This is a genomic window from Lentzea sp. NPDC102401, from assembly GCF_044765805.1.
In the GTDB taxonomy this organism is placed as follows: domain Bacteria; phylum Actinomycetota; class Actinomycetes; order Mycobacteriales; family Pseudonocardiaceae; genus Lentzea; species Lentzea sokolovensis.
Genome location: NZ_JBIWKS010000006.1, coordinates 119422 through 139712, shown reverse-complemented (window position 1 = coordinate 139712; position 20291 = coordinate 119422). Strand labels below are relative to the sequence as shown.

The 20291-nt window shown below is 68.2% G+C and carries 25 protein-coding genes; 16 read left to right on the top strand and 9 right to left on the bottom strand.

The genetic code is table 11. The annotated features are described in order from the left end of the window. The first annotated feature begins 125 nt into the window (after nt 1-125). Nucleotides 126-1007, top strand: coding sequence for a helix-turn-helix domain-containing protein (locus tag ACIRG5_RS22310; RefSeq protein ID WP_402907366.1), 882 nt, complete (start codon nt 126-128; stop codon nt 1005-1007). A gap of 39 nt (nt 1008-1046) precedes the next feature. Here the strand turns inward: ACIRG5_RS22310 and ACIRG5_RS22305 are convergent, their stop codons facing one another. Then, a complete protein-coding gene (locus ACIRG5_RS22305; RefSeq protein WP_402908164.1) occupies nt 1047-1172 on the bottom strand; it encodes a DUF397 domain-containing protein in 126 nt (41 codons plus the stop codon). 109 nt (nt 1173-1281) lie between these two features. On the opposite strand from ACIRG5_RS22305, the gene ACIRG5_RS22300 reads away from it, so the two are divergent. The 4 genes from ACIRG5_RS22300 to ACIRG5_RS22285 are packed head-to-tail and all read left to right on the top strand — an operon-like array spanning nt 1282 to nt 6509. After that, nucleotides 1282-2802 carry a BTAD domain-containing putative transcriptional regulator gene (locus tag ACIRG5_RS22300; RefSeq protein WP_402908162.1) on the top strand — a complete coding sequence of 507 codons (1521 nt, stop codon included), beginning with the start codon at nt 1282-1284 and terminating at the stop codon, nt 2800-2802. After that, nucleotides 2792-5116, top strand: coding sequence for a hypothetical protein (locus ACIRG5_RS22295; protein WP_402907364.1), 2325 nt, complete (start codon nt 2792-2794; stop codon nt 5114-5116). The genes ACIRG5_RS22300 and ACIRG5_RS22295 overlap by 11 nt, the downstream gene beginning before the upstream one ends. Continuing rightward, nucleotides 5113-6108 carry a hypothetical protein gene (locus ACIRG5_RS22290; protein ID WP_402907361.1) on the top strand — a complete coding sequence of 332 codons (996 nt, stop codon included), beginning with the start codon at nt 5113-5115 and terminating at the stop codon, nt 6106-6108. The genes ACIRG5_RS22295 and ACIRG5_RS22290 overlap by 4 nt, the downstream gene beginning before the upstream one ends. Further along, entirely contained in the window at nt 6105-6509 is a 405-nt protein-coding gene (locus ACIRG5_RS22285) for a hypothetical protein (RefSeq protein ID WP_402907358.1), read from the top strand. Before ACIRG5_RS22290 ends, ACIRG5_RS22285 begins: the two co-directional genes overlap by 4 nt. A gap of 222 nt (nt 6510-6731) precedes the next feature. Here ACIRG5_RS22285 and ACIRG5_RS22280 read toward each other — a convergent pair whose 3' ends face one another. Then, a complete protein-coding gene (locus ACIRG5_RS22280) occupies nt 6732-7226 on the bottom strand; it encodes a MarR family winged helix-turn-helix transcriptional regulator (RefSeq protein ID WP_402907355.1) in 495 nt (164 codons plus the stop codon). A 58-nt stretch (nt 7227-7284) separates the two neighbouring features. Between ACIRG5_RS22280 and ACIRG5_RS22275 the strand changes: the two genes are divergently transcribed. Continuing rightward, nucleotides 7285-8478 carry an FAD-dependent monooxygenase gene (locus tag ACIRG5_RS22275; RefSeq protein WP_402907352.1) on the top strand — a complete coding sequence of 398 codons (1194 nt, stop codon included), beginning with the start codon at nt 7285-7287 and terminating at the stop codon, nt 8476-8478. 37 nt (nt 8479-8515) lie between these two features. Continuing rightward, complete coding sequence (locus tag ACIRG5_RS22270; protein ID WP_402907350.1) at nt 8516-9706, top strand: epoxide hydrolase family protein; 1191 nt, start codon at nt 8516-8518, stop codon at nt 9704-9706. On the opposite strand, the gene ACIRG5_RS22265 is transcribed toward ACIRG5_RS22270, so the two are convergent. After that, nucleotides 9684-10418: a M15 family metallopeptidase gene (locus ACIRG5_RS22265; protein ID WP_402907347.1), complete on the bottom strand. Its 735-nt coding sequence runs from the start codon at nt 10416-10418 to the stop codon at nt 9684-9686. The genes ACIRG5_RS22270 and ACIRG5_RS22265 overlap by 23 nt on opposite strands. A 21-nt stretch (nt 10419-10439) precedes the next feature. Next, entirely contained in the window at nt 10440-11009 is a 570-nt protein-coding gene (locus tag ACIRG5_RS22260; protein ID WP_402907344.1) for a TetR/AcrR family transcriptional regulator, read from the bottom strand. 66 nt (nt 11010-11075) lie between these two features. Between ACIRG5_RS22260 and ACIRG5_RS22255 the strand changes: the two genes are divergently transcribed. Beyond that, on the top strand, nt 11076-11567 hold the full coding sequence (locus tag ACIRG5_RS22255) for an FBP domain-containing protein (protein ID WP_402907341.1): 492 nt from the start codon (nt 11076-11078) through the stop codon (nt 11565-11567). A gap of 3 nt (nt 11568-11570) precedes the next feature. On the opposite strand, the gene ACIRG5_RS22250 is transcribed toward ACIRG5_RS22255, so the two are convergent. Continuing rightward, nucleotides 11571-11747 (bottom strand): hypothetical protein, encoded by a 177-nt coding sequence (locus ACIRG5_RS22250; protein WP_177320742.1) that lies wholly within the window; start codon nt 11745-11747, stop codon nt 11571-11573. 134 nt (nt 11748-11881) lie between these two features. On the opposite strand from ACIRG5_RS22250, the gene ACIRG5_RS22245 reads away from it, so the two are divergent. From ACIRG5_RS22245 to ACIRG5_RS22235, 3 genes are read left to right on the top strand one after another with little or no spacing between them, the layout of a single operon-like run. Then, nucleotides 11882-12436 carry an RNA polymerase sigma factor gene (locus tag ACIRG5_RS22245; protein WP_402907338.1) on the top strand — a complete coding sequence of 185 codons (555 nt, stop codon included), beginning with the start codon at nt 11882-11884 and terminating at the stop codon, nt 12434-12436. Next, on the top strand, nt 12433-12840 hold the full coding sequence (locus ACIRG5_RS22240; protein WP_330275734.1) for a hypothetical protein: 408 nt from the start codon (nt 12433-12435) through the stop codon (nt 12838-12840). The genes ACIRG5_RS22245 and ACIRG5_RS22240 overlap by 4 nt, the downstream gene beginning before the upstream one ends. A 60-nt stretch (nt 12841-12900) precedes the next feature. Beyond that, nucleotides 12901-13944 carry a M4 family metallopeptidase gene (locus tag ACIRG5_RS22235; RefSeq protein WP_402907335.1) on the top strand — a complete coding sequence of 348 codons (1044 nt, stop codon included), beginning with the start codon at nt 12901-12903 and terminating at the stop codon, nt 13942-13944. A gap of 73 nt (nt 13945-14017) precedes the next feature. On the opposite strand, the gene ACIRG5_RS22230 is transcribed toward ACIRG5_RS22235, so the two are convergent. Then, nucleotides 14018-14149 (bottom strand): DUF397 domain-containing protein, encoded by a 132-nt coding sequence (locus ACIRG5_RS22230; protein ID WP_402907333.1) that lies wholly within the window; start codon nt 14147-14149, stop codon nt 14018-14020. A gap of 16 nt (nt 14150-14165) precedes the next feature. Beyond that, on the bottom strand, nt 14166-15011 hold the full coding sequence (locus ACIRG5_RS22225; protein WP_402907331.1) for a helix-turn-helix domain-containing protein: 846 nt from the start codon (nt 15009-15011) through the stop codon (nt 14166-14168). Between the two features lie 133 nt (nt 15012-15144). Between ACIRG5_RS22225 and ACIRG5_RS22220 the strand changes: the two genes are divergently transcribed. Then, nucleotides 15145-15810: an HAD family hydrolase gene (locus ACIRG5_RS22220; RefSeq protein WP_402907328.1), complete on the top strand. Its 666-nt coding sequence runs from the start codon at nt 15145-15147 to the stop codon at nt 15808-15810. Nucleotides 15811-15890: 80 nt separating this feature from the next. On the opposite strand, the gene ACIRG5_RS22215 is transcribed toward ACIRG5_RS22220, so the two are convergent. Next, nucleotides 15891-16478, bottom strand: coding sequence for a TetR family transcriptional regulator (locus ACIRG5_RS22215; protein WP_402907325.1), 588 nt, complete (start codon nt 16476-16478; stop codon nt 15891-15893). Nucleotides 16479-16569: 91 nt separating this feature from the next. Between ACIRG5_RS22215 and ACIRG5_RS22210 the strand changes: the two genes are divergently transcribed. From ACIRG5_RS22210 to ACIRG5_RS22195, 4 genes are all read left to right on the top strand, one after another. Next, on the top strand, nt 16570-17610 hold the full coding sequence (locus ACIRG5_RS22210; protein ID WP_402907322.1) for an NAD(P)-dependent alcohol dehydrogenase: 1041 nt from the start codon (nt 16570-16572) through the stop codon (nt 17608-17610). Nucleotides 17611-17891: 281 nt separating this feature from the next. Then, nucleotides 17892-18263, top strand: coding sequence for a hypothetical protein (locus tag ACIRG5_RS22205; RefSeq protein WP_402907319.1), 372 nt, complete (start codon nt 17892-17894; stop codon nt 18261-18263). Nucleotides 18264-18317: 54 nt separating this feature from the next. Beyond that, complete coding sequence (locus ACIRG5_RS22200; RefSeq protein ID WP_402907316.1) at nt 18318-18914, top strand: DsbA family protein; 597 nt, start codon at nt 18318-18320, stop codon at nt 18912-18914. Beyond that, nucleotides 18911-19447, top strand: a complete 537-nt coding sequence (locus ACIRG5_RS22195; RefSeq protein WP_402907313.1) for a vitamin K epoxide reductase family protein — start codon at nt 18911-18913, stop codon at nt 19445-19447. Before ACIRG5_RS22200 ends, ACIRG5_RS22195 begins: the two co-directional genes overlap by 4 nt. Before the next feature lie 15 nt (nt 19448-19462). Here ACIRG5_RS22195 and ACIRG5_RS22190 read toward each other — a convergent pair whose 3' ends face one another. Continuing rightward, a complete protein-coding gene (locus ACIRG5_RS22190) occupies nt 19463-20200 on the bottom strand; it encodes an SDR family NAD(P)-dependent oxidoreductase (RefSeq protein WP_402907310.1) in 738 nt (245 codons plus the stop codon). Nucleotides 20201-20291 lie beyond the last annotated feature (91 nt).

Here is a 20291-nt window from a genome sequence, read left to right as displayed (position 1 = left end):
GTCACGCGGACTGTTGCCAGTCGTCCGGAGATGCTTGACACGGCCACCAGACACCTGGTCGAATCAAATCGAATCAAATCAAGTCGTTTTGAATCAACGACGTTTTGAACGGGGTTGACTGCCAGATGGACGTGGTGGCGGAGAGCACCGACTCAACGTCGACCGGACGGGTGCGGCTTGCCGCGGAACTGCGCGAGCTGCGTGGCCTCTACGGCATCTCGGGTCGTGAACTCGGCCGACGCATCGAGATGAGCCAGTCGAAAGTGTCCAGGATCGAGGCGGGAACCGTGCTCCCCTCGCTCCCCGAAGTGGCCGCGTGGGGCGCAGCGCTGGAGGCGTCCATCGAAATGAGGGAGCAGCTTGACGCGTTGACGAGGATTGCCCACCGCGAGGCGAGGCAATGGCCTGCCCTCCTACGGGACCGCGCCCACCTGCAGGACGAGGTCCGCGCACGGGAGGCCATGGCGGCCTGGGTACGCACCTACCAGCACTCGGTGGTGCCTGGTCTGCTCCAGACCGCCGACTACGCGAGGCGAGTCTTCTCCCTGTTCCAGGTGACGTACTCCGACGAGGACCTGAATGCCGCCGTCGCCGCCCGTCTGCTGCGACAACAGGCGCTCTTCGAACCCGAACGCCGTTTCGAATTCCTGATCACCGAGTCTGCGCTGCGCTGGCGACCGGGTCCGGCCTGGCTGCTGCTCGCACAGCTCGAACGCCTCGTCTCAATCAGCACGCTCGCCACCGTGTCGCTCGGCTTGATCCCACTCGGTGCCGAAGCGTCGACGACCCTGTCCCACGGATTCGTCCTCTACGACGGACGTGGCGAGAACCGCGAGACCTCCGTGGAGGTCGAGATGATCCACGGCCCTGTCGACGTGATGGACGTCAACAGCATTGAGCTGTACGAAAACCACTGGTCGCGGCTGGAGCACATGGCGGTCTTCGACGACCGAGCCCGCTCGTTGCTGCTCACTGTCGCTGAAGACATCCGCTCGTCCGCCGGGTGAGTGCGAGCGCCGCGGTGGCGCTCGCACCCACCCGGTCCGTCACCTGACTCCGAACTCGCCGGCCATCACGCCGTACAGGAAAGCGATCCACTCAAGGGAGGTGAACCACAACTCCGGTCCACTGGGGTTCTTCGAGTCTCGAACGAGCACGCCGTTCGAGATCATCGCCACCTCGACGCACGCGGTGCCGCCCTCGCTGAACGAGCTCTTCTTCCAGTTCCTGCCCGTGGTGTCCACGATTGCTTCTCCTGTTCCGCTCCGGCGCTTCCGTCGCATGAACAGAGATTGGGTCGCTGACCTGGCCAAACAGCTGGCTGCGCCGCTTAAAGCGACTGGCAGTAGAACTGCGCATCACTGGCAGGACTGCTGCACGGACGCAGATCCATCCCGAGAACTTCGAATCGAAAGGGACAAAATGACTAGTCCGCCAGTCGAGTTCCGGCTGTGGGGTCAGGTGGCGGTGCACCTCGACGGTGAACGCGTGCTCCTCGGCACCGAGAAGGAGCAGTGCCTGCTCGTCGCGCTCGCGATGAAGAGCGCCCCGGTGCAGCGAGACGCGCTGCCCGAGTGGCTGTGGGACGACCCGCCGGACGGCGCGGCGTCGGAGATAGATCGCTACATGACACGGCTGCGCAAACGGCTGATCATCGCTGGAGCTGGCGACTTGCTGGAAAGCAAGAACAGGATCTGCCGGTTGAACGTCATGGACACGCAGGTCGACGTGCGCCGCTTCGAGGCGTTGGTCGCCAAGGCTCGGACCGTCGTTGATGGCCAGGCGACCGCTTTGCTCGCGGAAGCGCTCGAGCTGGCCGAAGGAGTGCCATTGGCCGGGCTGCGGAGCCGAAGGATTGACGCCTACCGGGCGACTCTGCTCGAACGACGCCTTGCCACCCAGATCCGCCTCGCCGAGATCGAGATCCGGCTCGGGCGGTACCGCGAGTGCATACCCGGCCTGTTCGAGCTCTTTCTGGAGCACCCCGCCAACGCCGAGGTCACGCGACTCATGATGTCGTCACTGCATTTCGCCGGGCGTACGCAGAATGCGCTCGACGCCTTCGCCACACACCGCAAGCAAGTCGTCGAGAACGGGGGTCTCGAGGTGGATGCGGAGTTGAAGAAGCTGCAACGGCTGATTATGGACAACTCCGAGAGCTTGCGCCGCCCGGATCACGTCGTGCCGTTGCTTCCCGCACGAGAGACCCATCGAGCGCTCGTCGTGGTGCTGCGCCCCGATGACGCCGACCTGACAGCGCTGGAAACCGCGATCTCCCGGTCGTTCCGCAGGGATGGCGTCGACGTCTGCGTTGCAGACGACCAGTTGGTGTGCGTGGTGTCGGCCGACATTCCGCACACCGAAGTGGTCAACTCGTGGCTCGACCGGCTCGCCGCCGGGGTACGGGTCCCGGTGCGAGTGGGCGTCTCCGTTGAGGACGAGGACCTGGCCACCGAGTTGGCCGGTTCCGAGTACGCCAGGCGGGTGCTGGCCGCAGCCCGCGGCAAAAACCTCGTCGTGGTCGTGTCGGACGAACTGCACGAGTCGGTTGTGCGCCGCCGGGGAGCTCCGAACGAGCTGCGCTCCTACCGGCAGGTCGATGAACACCCAGGCGGCTGGGTGCGAGTGCCCGGCTTCTCGATGCCGCCGCGACCGATCCAGGTCGAGGAACGACGTGGCAAACCTCGCTCAGGAGACGTGTTCAAGGGGCCCATCGTGTACGTCCAAGACCACGCACAGATCGGTGAGCAGTTCAACGCGGCTGTGATCAACATGGGCACGAGGCGTCACGATGAGCGGTGAGGGTGCGGGCGGCGGAACCGACAAGCCGGCGGAGTCCGGCGCACCAGGAGCCGGACCGGCTAAGGGCGGCGAGCGAGGTGCCGGTCCCGCCAAAGGCGGAGAGAAGCCCGCGGCGGCCAAGGACAGCGCGGGCAACGGCAAGTCCACCTCGGAGAGCAGCGACCCGGACGCGCCGTACGGTTCGGACCACCGTGCGTTCGGCGAGGCGTACGACGAAGGCCGCTTCCTCACAACCGACGGCCCGATGGCGTTCATCCGGAACTCCGTGGCGGACCAGATTCACGTCGGAGACCAGCACCACCACTACTCGGTGGGTGGAGGTGGCGCGCGCCGGTCCGGTTCGGTGCACGAGGACGAGTTGGAGGCGGTGTGCGCCCGCTACGTCCCGGTGATCAGGTACGACGACATGAGGTCGACGTTGGAAGACCGCCGGGTCCTGGCGCTCTGCGGCGAACCAGGCACGGGCCGTTTCACCACGGCGGTACGCCTCCTCGCCGACGTGGGATGCGAAGTGATCTCGCGGTTCGACGCCGGACAGGACCTCGTCGCGTTGACGGCGAACGACTTCGAGTGCCGGCACGGCTATGTGCTGGAGCTTCTCGGCGCCGCAGGTAGCGCGACGAACGAGACCCAGCTCGACAAGCTGCGCGACCTGGTCGAGAAGAGCAGCAGCAACGTCGTCCTCATTATCGAACGTGACGAGCTCCAAGGCCGCCACCTGGGCAACTATGCCGTGCTGTACAGCCCGCCGGAGTCCTACCGGATTCTGGAGAGCCACCTCACGGAGGAAGTGCGCCAGGACGCCCAAGATGCGCAGACGCTGTTGCGTGAACTCAGTGAGTCTGTTCGTCTGCGCCGGGCGCTCGGCCGCGCACCGCGCCCGGTGGAGGTTGCTCAGATGGCCCGCCTTCTCGCCGAGTATGGCAGGGGCACCATCGGACTGGACGAGGTCGAGGCCCAGGCGGCCCAACTGGTGCAGCGACAGGTCGTGGAGTGGTTCGCCGCGCTCCCAGGGCTTCGCCCGGCCGAACTGGCCGACGCGCTGCGCCTGGCGGCGTTCCGCATTGCGCTCGCGGTGCTGAACAGGTCGCCATACAACATGGTCGCGGAGGCCGGCCGCCAGCTCGCCGACCTGTTCGCCAAGGATGTGAAGGGGGTGTCCACGACCGAGTCCTCGCTGTTCGCCGACGACCGCCAGAGCCGGCTGCCGAAATCGCGAGCCGAGGTGGTGGAGGGCTCGATGTCGGTGGGCCTGGAGCGCGTTCCGGTCGGGCTCGTGACGTACTCGGACGATCGTCTGCCGGTGTTGCTGCTCAGCTACGTCTGGAAGAACCACCATGGTCTGCGCAAAGTCATGGTCCAGTGGCTCAAGTCACTGAGCAAGGACGGTCGCCCGATGATCTGGGTGCGTGCCGCGCAGGCGACCGGGCTGTTCTGCTCGTTGGACTTCCATTCCACCTTCGAGGACATGATCCGCCCCGGCGCCGCGGCGATGGGCAAGCGCAGGAACCAGCGCAGGCTCTTCGCGGCCGTCGCGCTTGACCAAGCCGCTCGCGACGAACGGTTCGTGGACGCGATCGACGAGCGGCTCAAGTTCTGGCGTCGGCACGGCACCGTCGCCGAACGCTGGACCGCCGCCGCGGCGCTGGGCTACGACCTCGGGCGGCGCTCGATCGACTCGACCTTCGAGGAACTGCGCGTTCTGGGAACGCCGTCCGAGCAGCAGTCGGCTCTGGACGAGTGGACGGACTCCAGCCTGGTGCAGACGTCCGGTTACAGCGTTGCGAACCTGTTCGCGTTCGGCGAGGTGGAGCCCGTGCTGGGCAAGCTCGCCGAGTGGACTTCCAGCGAACGGCAGAGCGTCCGCAAGCTCGCCTGGTGGGCGATGCTCTACCTGATTCACATGCACGGCTTCTCCCTCGACCATCTGGGAATGTCGGCGGGACGAGTCGAACGCCCGACACCGAGGACGCGGGAGCACTGGCCGCTGCTGCTGGCGTTGCAGGACGAGCAACCGCACCTGGCAGGCCCGATCGCCGACCTGCTGCGGTGGGGCCTGCGGGGCCGGCGCGGTGACTTCGTGGCCAGGTACCTGTTCGGACCGTGGATCCGGGCAGCGGAGAAGGACGGTGAATGTCTGCGCGCGCTGATCTCCTTCGTGCCTCACCTGGTGCATGACGAGTTCGACGTCCGCCGACTCAACTACCTGGTCAACCGCCTGCGGCACGACTGGAGCGACCCGCTCAAGGACGACGCCGCCCGGCTGCTCGAATCCGCCATCCGCGCCCCCGCGTTCAGAGAGGAAGCGTCATGATCAAGCCGGATCCGAAGCCGGACTCCGAAGAGGTTCCCGCGCAGACCGAGCATCGGCCTCCGGTCGCCGAGCAGACCAAGGATCGCGAACGGCCGCCCGTTCCCGTCGCCGGTCCGGATTTCGGTAGCCCCGTCGTGGACGAGCTGCACGTCAGGCGGTTCGAACTGCTGTACCGGCGACTGCCGGTCGGAGCACAGGTCGCCCGTGTTTTCGTCACGCGTTCGGGCGCCTGTCTCACCTATCCGGCCACAGAACAGCCCACCACCGGGGAGTTGGTGTGGAAGAACATCCGCACGGTCTACGAGGTCGATCTCGGCGTACACGTGTCCACGGTCGAGGCTCTCCTGCCCAGCCGCGGCGACAAGATCTACTTCAAGGCGACCATCGACCTGGAGTGGAAGGTGATCAACCCGACGGAGGTCGTCCGGACCGGGGTCACCGACGTGCGTAAGGTCCTGTCCCCGCGCCTGCTCGCCCGGCTTCGGGCGGTGACGCGCCGGTTCGGAATCTCTGACGCTGCCGAGGCCGAGAACGACGCCAACAGGGAACTGAACGACGACTCTCTCGGCATGGACCGCGGCCTCTGGGTGCGGCCCCATATCCGCCTGGCCATGGACGACACGAGCCTCGAACAGTCGGACATCCAGCGGAAGGTCGACCACTTCCGGACGATCATCGCCTTGGGCGACTTCGACCAGTTCGCGTTGCAGCTCACCCTGAAGCCCGAGGATATCGGCTCGGTGGTCAAGGTCCTCGTCGACGAGCGGGACAGCCGCCTCCGGGCGACCTTCGACTTCATGAACCGCCTGCTCGAGTCCGACGCGCTCGACCGCTGGCAGATCGACGACCAGGTGCGGACCGCGCTGCAGATGGCGCAGGAGTCGATCTTCAGGGTGCTCACCGGCAGCGGGCAGCAACCGCGTCTTGTCCCCCCTTCTGAGACGATCGGGGAACCTCTGAGCAGCGTCAACGGCAGCGCGAGCCGATCATGACCCTCGCCGCGCGGATCGTCGGCCCGCTCGTTCCTCCGGGCCTGTTGTTCGTCGCGGCAGCGGTGGTATGTGCCTGCCTGGCCACACGCTGGGTGGCGCCGTTGCTGCTGCGTTTGGCGGCGTCGGCGCTGCGCACCGCCATCGCGATGATAGCCGTGCTGCTGATCTTCCCCGAGTACCGCTGGAGTGTCCGAAGCCGCCGCGCCGAGAAGCCGCCGTCGTCGTTCGCCTACACCTACGGAGACGTCGTCGGGCGGACCACGTTCTGGATCAACCGGCTGTTGTCGGCCGTGTTGCACACTGCGGCAGAGGCGGTAAAGGCGCTGCCCCCGCCGCTGGTTGGGGTCCTGAGCGGGTTGTTCGCGTTGGCGTTGTCGCTCGATCTCGTCATGCCCTGGTGACAGGGAACCGTGAGCGCGGCACTCGTTTGCCCAGCAGCCGACACAGATCTGCGGGTGCCTCCGCGAGGGAGATTCGTTCCTGAGCTAAAAGGCGCCCGTACGCTCTCCCGTGTCAGGCCGCAGCTAAGTGTCTACGCCGACGAACCGTCGCGCCCGTGGACCGGACCGAGAGCGCGATCGTGCTGTCGCGACTGCTGACACGGCCACGTCTGTAGCGAACGTTCAGTCACTCCGGCCAAGACGAAGATTGGCCTCGTCGGCGGCCGCGGTCATCCTCGCCAGGAACGTCGCGACGGTGCGGAGTTCGGCCGGCGGTGTCGTGTGGAGGACGTTCGCGATCTCGGTGCCGGCCAGGCCGAGGAACTCGCGGGCGCGCTGCCGGGAGGCGGGCGTGGGGCGGAGGGTGACGCGGCGGCGGTCGGTGCTCTCTCGCGTGCGGTGGACGTGGCCCGCGGCTTCGAGCCGGTTCAGCAGGATGGTGGTCGCGCCCGTCGTCATGCCGATCTGCCGGGACAACTGCGCCGGGGAGAGCGGGGTGCCCGTCTCGGCCGTCCAGATGATCTGGCCCAGCGCGTTGGCGTCGGCTCCCGGCAGTCGCATCCAGGTGGCGAGGTGCTGGTTGAGCTCACCGAAGTCGATCACCCAGTCGCGCAGGCGGTGCATCACCTCGATCTGCGCCGGCGTCCAGTCCGCGGTCAGCGGGTCGCTCTCTGTCATGCACACGCCTTCGCTCCGAAGTAGCTTTGTGACAAAGCTACTGGCAGGGGAGTTTCAGATGGCTGCACGACACGCGGTGATCTCCGGTGCGAGCATCGCCGGCCTCTCGGCCGCGTTCTGGTTGCGGCGCACGGGATGGCAGGTGACCGTGCTGGAACGCGCCGAGGCGTTCCGCGACGGCGGGCAGAACGTCGACGTCCGCGGCGTCGGACGCGAGGTGCTCGCCCGGATGGGGCTGGCCGAGGCCGTGAAGGCGCAGAACACCACCGAGACGGGCACGGTCTTCGTCGGCACGGACGGCCGCGTGCTCGCCGAGCTGCCCTCGAACGGCCCGGACAGCGCCACCGCCGAGTTCGAGGTCCTTCGCGGCGACTTCGCCCGCACGATCCTGGAGCACCTGCCGGAAGGAGTCGAGATCACCTACGGCGACGTCATCACCGAGGTCGCCGACGACACCGACGCGGTCACCGTCACCACCGCCTCGGGACGCGTCCTGAGCGCTGACCTGCTGGTTCTCGCCGAGGGAGTCCGCTCGGCCACCCGCGACAAGCTCTTCGGCGACCTGGTCGACCGCCGCGACCTCGGCATCTCCATGGTCTTCGGCACGATCCCCCGCACGCCCTCCGACGACAGCCGGTGGCGCTGGTACACCACCACGGGAGGACGTCAGGTCCACCTGCGCCCCGACAACCACGGCACCACCCGTGCCATGCTCGCCCACGCCCGAGCCGCCGACGTCACCCGGCTCGATCGCGCGGACGCACTGGCCGAGTTCCGGCGCCACTTCGCCGACGCGGGCTGGGAGGCCCGTCGCGTGCTCGACGGGTTCGACACCTCCGCCGACGTCTACGTCGACCACCTCACCCAGATCCGCATGGCCGTATGGCACCGCGGGCGGGTGTGCCTCGCGGGCGACGCTGCCTGGTGCGTGACCCCGATGGGCGGCGGCGGTGCCTCGCTCGCGCTCGTGAGCGGATACGTCCTGGCAGCGTGCCTGTCCACCTCGGGTGACCGGTTCGAGGAAGGGCTCGCGGCCTACGAGAAGTGGATGCGGCCGCTCGTCGACGACGTCCAGAACCTGCCGCGCTGGATCGTTCCTATCGCGTACCCCCGCACCCGGCTCGGGCTGGCCCTGCGCCGCCTGGCCGACAAGGCCATGACCTCGTCGCTGCTGTCTCCGCTGACGGCGAAGTTCACCCAGGTCGCCGACACGACCAGGGCTCTTCCTCTCATCGGGGCGGCGCACTCCTAGGACTCGGCCGGACACGTGTGATCACTATCGTCGAAGCGTGCTCTTCCCACTGGAACCCACGCCGATCCACGTGTCCGACGAGGTCCTCGACGACCTGCGCGCCCGTCTGGCACTGACCCGTTCACCGCTGGACGAGGGCAACGAGGACTGGTCCTACGGCGTCCCGGCGAGCTACCTGCGCGAACTGGTCGACCACTGGCGTGACGGGTTCGACTGGCGCAGGGCCGAGGCCGCCATCAACACCTACGAGCACTACGAGGTGACGGTCGCCGGCGTCCCGATCCACTTCATGCGCAAGCCCGGCCGCGGCGCGCGCCCGATTCCGTTGATCCTCACCCACGGCTGGCCGTGGACGTTCTGGCACTGGTCGAAGGTGATCGACCCGCTCGCCGACCACTTCGAGGTCATCGTGCCGTCGTTGCCGGGCTTCGGTTTCCCCGGCCCGCTCACCGGCTTCCCGGACGTCAACTTCTGGAAGGTCGCCGACCTCTGGCACACCCTGATGACCGAGACCCTCGGTCACGAGAAGTACGCGGCCGGCGGCTGCGACATCGGCGGCATCATCTCCAGCCAACTCGGCCACAAATACGCCGACTCGCTGCACGGCATCCACATCGGCTCAGGCCTGCCACTCGACTTCTTCACCGGCGACCGCGCCTGGGACTTCGCCCGCAACCGCCCCCTGCCCGACGACCCGGCCGCCCGCGCCCGCACCATCGAACTCGACCACCGCTGGGCACCCCACCTCACCGCGCACATGCTCGACGGCGCCACCCTCGCCCACGGCCTGAGCGACTCACCAGCCGGACTGCTCGCCTGGCTGCTGGAACGCTGGAACTCGTGGAGCGACAACGGCGGCGACGTCGAGTCGGTGTTCACCAAGGACGACCTGCTCACCCACGCCACGATCTTCTGGGCGAACAACTCCATCGCCACGTCCATGCGCTACTACGCCAACGCCAACCGCTACCCGTGGACGCCGTCGCACGACCGCATGCCGGTCGTGCAGGCTCCGACCGGCCTCACCTTCGTCACCTACGAGAACCCGCCCGGCATCCACACCGCCGACGAACGCGTCCAGGCGTTCAAGTCCGGACCGTTGGCCGGCTACTTCAACCACGTCAACGTGAACGCCCACGAGCACGGCGGCCACTTCATCCCGTGGGAGAACCCGGACGCGTGGGTGAGCGACCTGCGTCGCACGTTCAGCGCGCTACGGGGAAGTTGAAGTAGGTGTCGGGGAACGGCTCGTCGTTGAGCGTGAAGTGCCACCACTCCTCGGCCAGGTTGCGGAACCCGGCACCGAGCATCGCCGCCTTCAGCAGCTGCCGGTTCTCCCGCGCCTGCCCGGTCACGCGCGGGTCGTCGGTGTGCGAGAGCGTGTCGAAGCAGTCGTAACCGGTGGCCATGTCGACGGTGTTGTCGGGGAACCGGTCCGGCGCCGCGCAGTCCACCAGCCGCTCGCCCGGCACGTACGGACGCTGGTGCCGTGCAGGGAGCTTCACGATCGTCAGGTCGAGCGTCGACCCGCGGCTGTGGCCCGACTTCTCGGCGATGTAGCCGTCCTCGAACAACCGCGTCTTGTCGACGCGCGGGTAGAACTCGGGCTTCATGCGCTGGTCGGCGAGGTCGCGGGCCCACCGCACGAAGTGGTCGACGGCGCGTTGCGGGCGGTAGCAGTCGTAGACCTTGAGCGTGTAGCCCTGTTTGAGCATCCCGCGCTGCACGGTCCGCAACGCCTTCGCGGCCTGCTTCGTGAGGATGCACAGGGGCGCGCGGTAGCCGTCGATGCGGGTGCCGACGAAGTTGTGCGCGGTGTAGTACCGGATGTCGTGCTGGATGGTCGGGTCGACGTCGCGCAGCACGACGAACCCGCTGGTGGCGTGGGCGGGCGTCGCGACGGCGATGGTCAGCAGCAGGGAGAGCAGCAGGGCTCGCATGGAGTTCATCCAAGCAGTGCGCTAGGCCGTAGGCCACGCCCGAAGCACCGAATCAAGGGCGTCCAGCGCGCGCAGCCACGACGCCTCGACCCCGCGCGGATGGCTGTGGAACGCTCCGGCGCGTTCCAGCGACACGTACCCGTGGAACGTGCTGTGCAGCAGCCGGATGGCATCGGTCTGGTCGGGTTCCCACAGGTCGTAGCCCCGCAGGATCGCTCGGGTCATCTCGGAGTGCTTGCCGGCCGCGCTGGTCGCCGCCGTGTCCGGGTCGAGCGCCATCTGCGTCGCCGAGTAGCGGCCGGGGTGTTCGTGGGCGTAGCGGCGGTAGGCGTTGGCGAACGCGACCAGGGCGTCCTTGCCCGAGCGGCCCGCGATCGACTCGGCCACCTGGTCGGCGAGTTCGGCCAGTGCCAGGACGGCCAGGCGGACGCGCAGGTCCTGGGCGTTGCGGATGTGCGAGTAGAGCGAGGCGTCCTTCACGCCGAAGTGGCGGGCCAGGGCGGACACCGTCACGTTCTCGAAGCCGACCTCGTCCGCCAGGTCCGCCGCCGCCTGCGTGAGGCGGTCGGCCGTGAGCCCCGCACGTGCCATCCGTCACCCTTCCTAGGGTCCATAATGATTTGCCTAGGACCTCTAGGTAAGCCTAGCGTCCCTGCTATGAAGCCGTTGACCGAACACGACATACGCGCGTCCTTCGTCAATTCCACCAAGGGCGAGGCGAAGCGCATGCACGTACCCAGGGATCTGGGCGAACGGCCGTGGGACGACCTGGACTTTCTGGGGTGGACCGACCCGGCCGCGCCCGACCGCTCGTATCTCGTGATCGAGCTGGACGGGCGGCTCACCGGCATCGCGCTGCGGCGGGCGCAGCAGGCCGGGCGGGCTCGCAAGACGATGTGCTCGTGGTGCCTGACCACGCATTCCGGCGACGGCGTGTCGCTGATGTCCGCGCGCAAGGCCGGCAAGTCCGGGCAACTGGGCAACACGGTCGGCGTCTACGTCTGCGCCGACCTGCGGTGTTCGCTGTACCTGCGCGGGAAGAAGAGCGCGGGGCCCGGCTCGCGGTTCAAGGAGTCGATCACGGTCGACGAACAGGCCGAACGGATGGTGTCCGGGGTCCGCGCGTTCCTCGATCGAGTGAACTCGTAGGTGTCAGAGTTCGAGGACGAGCTCCGCACTGCAGGCGCGGGCGCAGGGCCACGGGTCGCCGCATTCGGTGCAGCCGGTCGTCGCGGGCAGGTGCGTGTCGAGCACCTGGACCGCCCTCGTTCGGTAGCGCTCCAGGTCGGAGTCCCAGTTGTGGCGGGAGCCCGCGGTCGCACTCGTCATGGTCATCAGTCCTCGGGTTGAGCTGGTGGACACAGCATGCACCTGTGACGGCGCTCACGGGCGGCAATTTCGCCAAACACGACGAACGGATTCGAACGACGAATCTGAGTGGCGTCGAGGAGCATCATGTCCGCATGGACATATCGGCGTCGCTGGCCGCGGCCGGGCGTGGTGACCAGGCGGCGTGGGACGCCCTGGTCAGGCAGTTCAGCGGCCTGCTGTGGTCGATCGCCCGCAGCTACCGGCTGGGCGACGCCGACGCGGCGGACGCGGTGCAGTGCACCTGGATCAAGCTCGTCGAACACCTCGACCGCATCGCTGAGCCCGAACGACTCGCCGGGTGGCTCTCGACGACGGCGCGGCACGAGTGCCTGCAGTTGCTGCGACGCGCCGGGCGCCTGCCCGAACCGGCCGAGGAGATCGCCGACTCCCCCGACCCCGCGCCGGCCGTCGACCACGCCCTGCTCGCCGGTGAACGCAACGCCGCGCTCTGGCAGGTCTTCGAGCAACTGCCCGACCGCTGCCGCCGCCTGCTGCGGGTGTTGATGGCCTCGCCGCCGCCCGCCTACACCGAGGTCGCGCTGGCGCTGGACATGCCGGTCGGCAGCATCGGGCCGATCCGCCAGCGCTGCCTGGGTCGCTTGAAAGTGCTGGTCAGGGGCAACGAGCTGCTGGAGGGCCGGTCATGAACGACGACGACTTCCTCGACGTCCTGCGCGCCGCCGCCGACGAGTTCGATCCGGTCCCCGCGGGCGTGCTGCGCGACGGCAGCGCCGCCCTGGCGTTGCGGACACTGGACGCCGAACTCGCCGAGCTGGTCGAGTCCGAGGCACTGGTGCGCGGCGACGGACCGTTGTCGCTCGCGTTCGAGTCCGACCGGGTCACGGTCAGCCTGGAGATCATCGACGACGTGGTGCGCGGGTTCGTCACCGGCGCCGAGGGCGAGGCGGTGGTGGAGACGCCCCGGTCGCGCCGGGCGGTGCCGATCACCGACGGCTGGTTCATGGTGACCGAGGTGCCGCCGGGCCTGGTCCGCATCCGGGTGACGGCGCTCGACGGCACGGCCGTCGTCACGCAGTGGGCTCGCGGTTGACCTGCGTTTCCACCCGGCCCGCTCCCTCTTCCCCGACCCGAAAGAGAGTGCGACACCTCCATGACCTGCTTCATTCTCCCCGCGCACCTGCTGATCGAACTCGCGGAAGCCGGCAACGTCGACTTCCGCGACGCCGTCAGAACCCTGCTCGCCTCCGCGACCATGCGCGCCCGGCGCGCCGCGCTCATGGAGGCAGTGCAGTTCCTCGACCTCGACGCCGCCCAGTTGCGCCCGGCCGACGAGTTCAAGGCGGTCTACGACGTCCAGGGCGGCGACGAACGCGCACTGCCCGGCGTCCTGCGTCGCAAGGAGGGCGACGGCGCGATCAACGACGCCGCCGTCAACGACGCGTTCGACAACGCCGACCGGACCTACGACTTCTACCGCGACGTCCTGGACCGCCACAGCGTCGACGGCAACGGCCTCAAGCTCGTCTCATCCGTCCACTTCGGACGCGATTTCGACAACGCCTTCTGGGACGGCACCCAGATGGTCTACGGCGACGGCAGCGGCCAGGTCTTCCAGTTCGGAGCCCTCGCCCGCGACATCAGCGTCGTGGCTCACGAGATCACGCACGGCGTCGTCGAGTACACGGCCGGCCTGCGCTACCGGACGCAGTCCGGCGCTCTCAACGAGTCGATGGCCGACGTCTTCGGTTCCCTGGTCAAGCAGCACACGCTGGGCCAGTCCGCCGACCAGGCCGACTGGCTGATCGGCGGGGGCATCCTCGGAACGCAGCTCCAGGGCGTCGCGCTGCGGTCGATGAAGGACCCCGGGCACGCCCACCAGCTCGACCGCCAGCCCGCGCACATGCGCTCCTACGTCGACCTTCCCGATGACGGCAACCCGCGCAACGACAACGGCGGCGTGCACATCAACTCCGGCATCCCCAACAAGGCCTTCCACCTCACGGCCACGCGGCTCGGCGGCAACGCCTGGGACCGCGCGGGCAAGGTCTGGTACGACGCGCTCGCCACGAAGCTCGGCGCGGACTCGGACTTCGCCGACGCCGCCGCGGCCACCACCGCGAGCGCGCAGGCGTTGTTCGGCAGCGACGTGGCGAACGTCGTGCGGGAGGCGTGGAACGACGTCGGCGTGCGCTGAACCGGTTACGCCGCCTGCGTGATCGCGGCGCCACCGACTTCTTCGAGGATTCGAGGAGCAGGGGGCGACTCCGTCACCTCGCCGTGGGATGACTCCTGGCCAGGCGGAGGAGCGGTGCCCATTGGTGAGCCGTGAGCGGGAGTTCGACGGACGGGGACTTGCTGTCCCGGATGCCGGCGCCACGGCCCACTTCCACGCAGTTCATGTCGGGAGTGCTGTAACTACTCTTCCGCCACCTGGTCACCGCAAGCCTCCCCGCCGATGATGTCGGTGATCAGCTTCCTGGTTTGTGCCTCGTCCAACGCCGTCCGTCCGAGTGACTTCAGCACGTCTTCGTAGAGACCGACCGAAGGCTGATCTTCCAGGAACACGGTAGCGCCCTCGCTCTCCACGAAAACGATCGGCGGGATCTTCTTGAAGGTCAGCACGTCGAACGACCCAGCGAGTCCGGCATGTGGGCCGAGCGCCGTTGGAATCACACGAAGCGTGAGATAGGGCCTGACTGACACACGAAGCAAATGGTGAAGCTGATCCGCCATGACGTCTGGACCTCCCACCGGAAGCCGAAGCGCCTGCTCGTGCAGATAGATCGTGACCGACCGACCGCCGTCAAGAGCGGCGTCCTGGCGTGCGATCCGATTGCTGATCACAGCGGGGCGTTCCTCGATAGACAACCGCGTCGATGCGTTGACTATGCGTGTGATGTAGTCGGGCGCCTGCACCAGGCTGTGCACGACGTTCATCGACCAGCCCGTCACGCTTGTCGCTATCTTCTCGTGTTCGCGCAGTGTGCGCGCTCGGTCCGTGACGCCGGATTTGGCGGGCTGCAACCAGTCCCGTTGGTGCGTTTCGTGGTGCAGGGCCATCAGGTGGTCGAACTCGTCGGGCGGCGTGCGCAGAAGACCCAGCAGCTTGGCCAGGTCGACGTCGCTCACGCCTTCCTTGCCGTTGACCAGTTCCGAGACTTTGGCTTCCTGCCAGCCCAGCAATTCGGCGGCGGCCCGGTTGGTGAGGTCGGCCGCCCGCAGCAGCGCCCGGATCGCGTCACCGAACTCGCGGCCGCGCACCGTTGATCTCCGCAAAGGCATGCAGGGACGGTAGAGGCGGCGTTCCGTTTGGCTCCACTCATTCGCCGCAGGTCAACCTGAAAGCATGCTGTTTGGACATCTTCCAAAGTCATGGGCGTGGTTGGGTGGGCGCATGATCGGCGTTCTCGGCAACGGATCCGCACCTCGGCTCGTCGTGTTCGACCTCGACGGAACCCTGTATCCGAAAGAGGCGTACGCGGAGCAGGTGCTGGCCGTGATCGGCCGGATGTTCGTGGAGTTGCAGGGCGCTTCCGAAGCGCACGCGGAGGCGAAGGTGGCCGAACTGCGGGAGGCGATGCGGACGAACTGGTCCGGTACGTCGACGACGTCGTTCGTGCGGGCCAACGGGTTCGACGTCGCGCAGTGGCTGGAGTACCGCGAGACGCATCTGTCCATCGCGGACGGACTGCGCCGCGACGACGGTGTCGTCCGGGAGCTCGGCAGGCTGCGCAAGGTGGTGCCGATCGTGTTGCTCACCAACAACACGAGGGGGTCCATGGAGGCCATTCTCGGCAAGGTCGGCATCGGGACCGAGGGGTTCACGGAGGTGTTCAGCTCCGAGGACTCGCGTGACACGCCGAAGCCCGATCCCCGCGCGTTCCAGGTGGTGCTCGACCGCCTCGGGGTGCCGGCGGAGGGGACGTGGAGCGTCGGGGACCGGGTGGACATCGACATCGCCCCGTTGCAGCGGCTCGGTGGCTCGGGCATCGCCGTCGACGGGCCCGCCGACCTGGGTGCGGCCGTCGATCACCTCATCGGGCTGGTGCGCCGGGCTTGATGGTGCCGTCGGGGAGGAACCAGCGCGAGTCGCGGGTGGTCGTGGAAGTTGATTTCGGCCTGCAGGCCGCAGATCGTGGCCTAGGTCGGCGCGACGGCGCGGCGCACGCTGTCGCGCAGGAAGTCCCGTCGCCGGTCGTGGGTCTCGGCGGGTTCGTCGCTCGAGGCCGCGTAGACGTTGCTGACCGGTGACCACGCCATCGACATGGCGATGACCATGGCCATGAGGTCGAAGGGGTCGCCGTCCCGGATCAGTCCTGCCCGCTGCGCGTCGGTGATGGCCTTGAGCTTGTTCTGGTCGAGGCGATCGGTGTCGGCGACGAGGTGGCCGGTGGGGCGTCGTTCCAGGCGGGCCCAGGTCGCGAGCCGGATGAGGTCGGGGCGCTCGAGGTATTCGTCGTAGAGGCGCACGGCCCAGTCCGCCAGGTCGGCGGCGTCGATGGGCACGACGTTGACGATCCGCTCCAACGAGCCGAAGAAGATCGCGTCGAACAGCCCTTCCTTGTTGCCGAAGTAGGCGTAGAGCTGGGCCTTGTTGGTGCGCGCCGCGGCGACGACGCGTTCGATGCGGGCTCCGGCGATGCCGTGCTCGGCGAACTCGCGGGTGGCCACGTCGATGATGCGTTGCCGCGTGGCCGCGCCACGGGCGGTCAGCTGCTGGTCGGACATGACCGAACTGTATCGACAGAACAGTCGGTTTACTTTGCCGCCCCTCCGGGGGTAGCGTGAAATAGACCGAACAGTCTGTTTAAGGAGAGTCATGCGCAGCACCACCGGCTGGCAGGCCGACGGCCCCACCAAGCTGCACGAGGTGCCGATCTCCCGGCGTGCCCTGCGGCGAGACGACATCGCGATGCGGGTGGACTTCTGCGGCGTCTGCCACACAGACCTGCACGCCGTACGCGGGCACAACGGCGAGGACGTGCTCGTGCCGGGCCACGAGTTCACCGGCGTGGTGATCGAGACCGGTCCGGACGTGACGGCGTTCCAGGTCGGCGATTCCGTCGCCGTCGGCAACATCGTCGACTCCTGCGGCGTGTGCACGATGTGCACGGCGGGTCAGGAGAACTTCTGCCGTGAGTTCCCCACGCTCACCTACGGCGGCACCGATCGCCACGACGGGACGACGACGTTGGGCGGTTTCTCCCGCGAGTACGTCGTCCGCGACCGGTTCGTCCATCCCCTGCCGTCCGGGTTGGACCCGGCGGCCGCGGCGCCGCTGCTGTGCGCCGGGATCACCGTGTGGGAACCGCTGCGCGCCCTGGGCGTCGGTCCGGGGAAGCGCGTCGCGGTGGCCGGTCTGGGCGGGCTGGGCCACCTCGCGGTCAAGTTCGCCGCAGCCCTGGGTGCCGAGGTGTCGGTCGTGAGCCGGTCGGCGGACCGCGCGAGCGACGCGATCCGACTGGGCGCCCGTGACGTCGTCGTCTCCACCGACCCGGACAGCGCGGCAGCGTCGCGCGACCGGTTCGACGTGCTGATCGACACCATCCCCGTGGCCCACGACCTCGCCCCCTACCTCAGGCTGGTGGCCGTGGACGGAACGCTGAGCCAGGTCGGCTACCTCGGCGCCGTCACCGTGGAGACGATGGACCTGCTCGTCGGCCGCAAGAAGCTGAGCTCCGGAGGCAGCGGCGGCCTTCCCGCCACCACCGCCATGCTGGAGTTCTGCGCCGCCCACGGCATCGTCGCCGACGTCGAGACGCTCCCGTCGGCCCGTGTGACCGAGGCGCTCGACCGGCTCGAACGCGGGGACGTCCGCTACCGCTTCGTCCTGGACCTGTCCGACCTCGACCGGAAGTGACCGGCACGAGTTCGCTGCCGTCTTGGGCCTAAGCACCTGGACAGAAGTTCTGTCTCCGAGCGGCCTCGCACGCGAGGTTGATGAGGGCTTGGTTGTCGCGTGGCGGCGAGGTTGGTGCCGAGCACGCGCCGGAACTCATCGAGATGCTGCCGCTCGCGTGGAAGTCGAGCGGTGCCAACTCCTCTGGCACGGGCTCTCCGGCGATCACCAGCCTGTCCGATTCGTGCAACTTCTCCCCCCATGCGCACGAGCCTAGGCCGGGAATCGCTACTCTGGATCACGTGCCCGGCACCCCCAGCTCGCGAACCCGCGCGTACCTCGCGCGGGTTTTCGCCGTGCTGGCGCTGGTGGCCGGGGTCGCGATGATGCAGGGCACCCCGTGTGAGACGGAGTTCGCCTGGACCGCGCAGTGCCCCACGTCGAGCACGCACGTTGTCGTCCACTCCGACCTGGCCGACGACGGCGGGCTGATCGAGGGCATCCTCGTCGCGGGCGCCTGCCTGGTGGTGGCGCTCGCCGTGCTGATCGGGTTCGCCGTGGCGCGGCGGTCCGGCTCGTTCCAGATGCTCACAGCGCGCCTGCCTGCTGTTCTCTCTCCCCCTTCACGTCGGCTGGAAGTGCGGCTGGCGCAGCTCTGCGTGCTGCGCGCCTAGATCGAACCCGTTCGCCGGTTCGGTCCATCCCGCCTTCGTGGAGGTTTCTTCGTCATGTCCAAGAACGCTCGTCTGTCCCTGATCATCGTCGCCGTCGTGGCGGTCGTGGTCGCCGGTTTCTTCCTCTTCAGCCGCAACGACACGACCGCGGCGCCGCAGTCCGCCGACGGCAGGGTGACCGTCGTCGAGTACCTCGACCTCGAGTGTCCGTCGTGCCGCGCCGCCTACCCCGGCGTGGAGAGGTTGAAGACCGAGTACGGCGACCGCGTGACGTTCGACGTGCGGCACTTCCCGATTCCCAGCCACCGCAACGCCGAGCTCGCGGCCGTCGCGGTCGAGGCGGCGGGGGCGCAGGGCAAGCGGGACGACATGTTCCGGCTGATGTTCGACTCGCAGCAGGAGTGGGGCGGGCAGCAGACGTCGCAGCGCGCGGTGTTCAGCGGGTTCGCCCAGCAGCTCGGGCTCGACGCGACCGCCTTCGAGAAGGCGCTCGACGACCAGGCGCTGCGCGACCGCGTCCTCGCCCAGCGCACCGAAGGCAGCAAGGCGGGCGTGACCGGCACGCCGACGTTCTTCGTCAACGGCACCAAGTTCACCGGCGCGCCCACCTACGACGGCCTCAAGGCAGCGATCGAGAAGGTGCGCTCGTGAACCGGATCGTCGCCTGGGTGCTGGCGGTCGGCGGGTTCCTCGGGCTCGTCGCGTCGTTCGTGCTCACGATCGAGAAGATCGCGCTGCTCAAGGACCCGTTCTACGTGCCGACGTGCAGCATCAACCCGGTGCTGAGCTGCGGCTCGATCATGAAGACCGCGCAGGCCGAGGTGTTCGGGTTCCCCAACCCGCTGATCGGCGTCGCGGGCTTCGCGGTGGTGACGACGCTCGGCGTGCTGCTGGTCGCCGGGGTGTCGTTGCCGTCGTGGGTGTGGATCGGGTTGCAGGTCGGGGTCACGTTCGGCGTGCTGTTCGTGCACTGGCTGATGTTCCAGTCGCTGTACGAGATCGGCGCGCTGTGCCCGTACTGCATGGTCGTGTGGGCGGTGATGATCCCGATCTTCTGGTACACGACGCTCCGCAACATCCGGCCGTCGTTCCAGTTCCACAGCGTCGTGCTGATCCTGTGGTACCTGGTGATCGCGGCCGGAGTGTTGCAGGCGTTCTGGTTCTACTGGTCGTCCCTGTTCTGAGAAGCACCGGGAACGTCAGCCGTGGGCGGGAAGGCCGCCCACGGCGCTGAGGACGGTGCCGTTGACGTAGCTGGCCTGCTGGGACGCCATGAAGGCGACAGCCTCGGCGATCTCCTCGGGGTCGGCGAGGCGTTGGAGCGCGACGGACTGTCCGACGGACTCGAAGGCCTCGCCGAAGCCGGCCGTGCCCTCGGTGCGGGTGGGGCCGGCGGCAACGGCGTTGACCCGGACACCGGCGGGCCCGAACTCAGCTGCCCAGACTCGGGTGAGGGATTCGAGTGCCGCTTTGGTGGCGCCGTAGACGCCGCTGCCCGCACCGGGGGTCGTGGCGGCGCCGCTGCTGATGTTGACGATCGCTCCGCGGCCGCGTTCGACCATGCCGGGCGCGAGCGCCTGGACGAGGAGATAGGGGGCGCGGAGGTTGACGGCGACGTGGACGTCGAAGGTGGCCTGATCGGTGTCGGCGGTGCGGGCGAAGCGGAAGATGCCCGCGTTGTTGACCAGGACGTCGACGTCTCCGGCGCGTTCGGCCAGCGCGGTCACCTCGGTGGGGTCGGACAGGTCTGCGGGCTCGAAGCGGACGCGGACGCCGAGGGCTTCGATCTGCTGGAGGACGCGGGCGGCACGTTCCCGGTCGCGGCCGTGCACGATGACGTCGGCGCCGCGGCCGGCCAGCGCGAGTGCGGTGGCGCGGCCGATGCCCGCCGTGGCGCCGGTGACCAGAGCGGTCTGGTGGACGAGGTCCTTGCTCATGTTCGGGCTTCTTTCTCCGCGGTGCCGTGGGCCTGACAGCAGCTTCAGGCCGTTCGCCCGGATCCGCGAAGAATCTTGCCGCGGTGGCAAG

Bases quoted from the DNA above. Each gene is read 5' to 3' on its own strand.
- ACIRG5_RS22285 (WP_402907358.1), top strand. From the start codon at position 6,105: ATGACCCTCGCCGCGCGGATCGTCGGCCCGCTCGTTCCTCCGGGCCTG.
- ACIRG5_RS22250 (WP_177320742.1), bottom strand. From the start codon at position 11,747: ATGACGAGTGCGACCGCGGGCTCCCGCCACAACTGGGACTCCGACCTG.
- ACIRG5_RS22255 (WP_402907341.1), top strand. From the start codon at position 11,076: ATGAAGCCGTTGACCGAACACGACATACGCGCGTCCTTCGTCAATTCC.
- ACIRG5_RS22235 (WP_402907335.1), top strand. From the start codon at position 12,901: ATGACCTGCTTCATTCTCCCCGCGCACCTGCTGATCGAACTCGCGGAA.
- ACIRG5_RS22290 (WP_402907361.1), top strand. From the start codon at position 5,113: ATGATCAAGCCGGATCCGAAGCCGGACTCCGAAGAGGTTCCCGCGCAG.
- ACIRG5_RS22200 (WP_402907316.1), top strand. From the start codon at position 18,318: ATGTCCAAGAACGCTCGTCTGTCCCTGATCATCGTCGCCGTCGTGGCG.
- ACIRG5_RS22300 (WP_402908162.1), top strand. From the start codon at position 1,282: ATGAACAGAGATTGGGTCGCTGACCTGGCCAAACAGCTGGCTGCGCCG.
- ACIRG5_RS22210 (WP_402907322.1), top strand. From the start codon at position 16,570: ATGCGCAGCACCACCGGCTGGCAGGCCGACGGCCCCACCAAGCTGCAC.
- ACIRG5_RS22260 (WP_402907344.1), bottom strand. From the start codon at position 11,009: ATGGCACGTGCGGGGCTCACGGCCGACCGCCTCACGCAGGCGGCGGCG.
- ACIRG5_RS22230 (WP_402907333.1), bottom strand. From the start codon at position 14,149: ATGAACTGCGTGGAAGTGGGCCGTGGCGCCGGCATCCGGGACAGCAAG.
- ACIRG5_RS22295 (WP_402907364.1), top strand. From the start codon at position 2,792: ATGAGCGGTGAGGGTGCGGGCGGCGGAACCGACAAGCCGGCGGAGTCC.
- ACIRG5_RS22245 (WP_402907338.1), top strand. From the start codon at position 11,882: ATGGACATATCGGCGTCGCTGGCCGCGGCCGGGCGTGGTGACCAGGCG.
- ACIRG5_RS22265 (WP_402907347.1), bottom strand. From the start codon at position 10,418: ATGCGAGCCCTGCTGCTCTCCCTGCTGCTGACCATCGCCGTCGCGACG.
- ACIRG5_RS22280 (WP_402907355.1), bottom strand. From the start codon at position 7,226: ATGACAGAGAGCGACCCGCTGACCGCGGACTGGACGCCGGCGCAGATC.
- ACIRG5_RS22190 (WP_402907310.1), bottom strand. From the start codon at position 20,200: ATGAGCAAGGACCTCGTCCACCAGACCGCTCTGGTCACCGGCGCCACG.
- ACIRG5_RS22275 (WP_402907352.1), top strand. From the start codon at position 7,285: ATGGCTGCACGACACGCGGTGATCTCCGGTGCGAGCATCGCCGGCCTC.
- ACIRG5_RS22220 (WP_402907328.1), top strand. From the start codon at position 15,145: ATGATCGGCGTTCTCGGCAACGGATCCGCACCTCGGCTCGTCGTGTTC.
- ACIRG5_RS22310 (WP_402907366.1), top strand. From the start codon at position 126: ATGGACGTGGTGGCGGAGAGCACCGACTCAACGTCGACCGGACGGGTG.
- ACIRG5_RS22240 (WP_330275734.1), top strand. From the start codon at position 12,433: ATGAACGACGACGACTTCCTCGACGTCCTGCGCGCCGCCGCCGACGAG.
- ACIRG5_RS22215 (WP_402907325.1), bottom strand. From the start codon at position 16,478: ATGTCCGACCAGCAGCTGACCGCCCGTGGCGCGGCCACGCGGCAACGC.
- ACIRG5_RS22305 (WP_402908164.1), bottom strand. From the start codon at position 1,172: ATGATCTCGAACGGCGTGCTCGTTCGAGACTCGAAGAACCCCAGTGGA.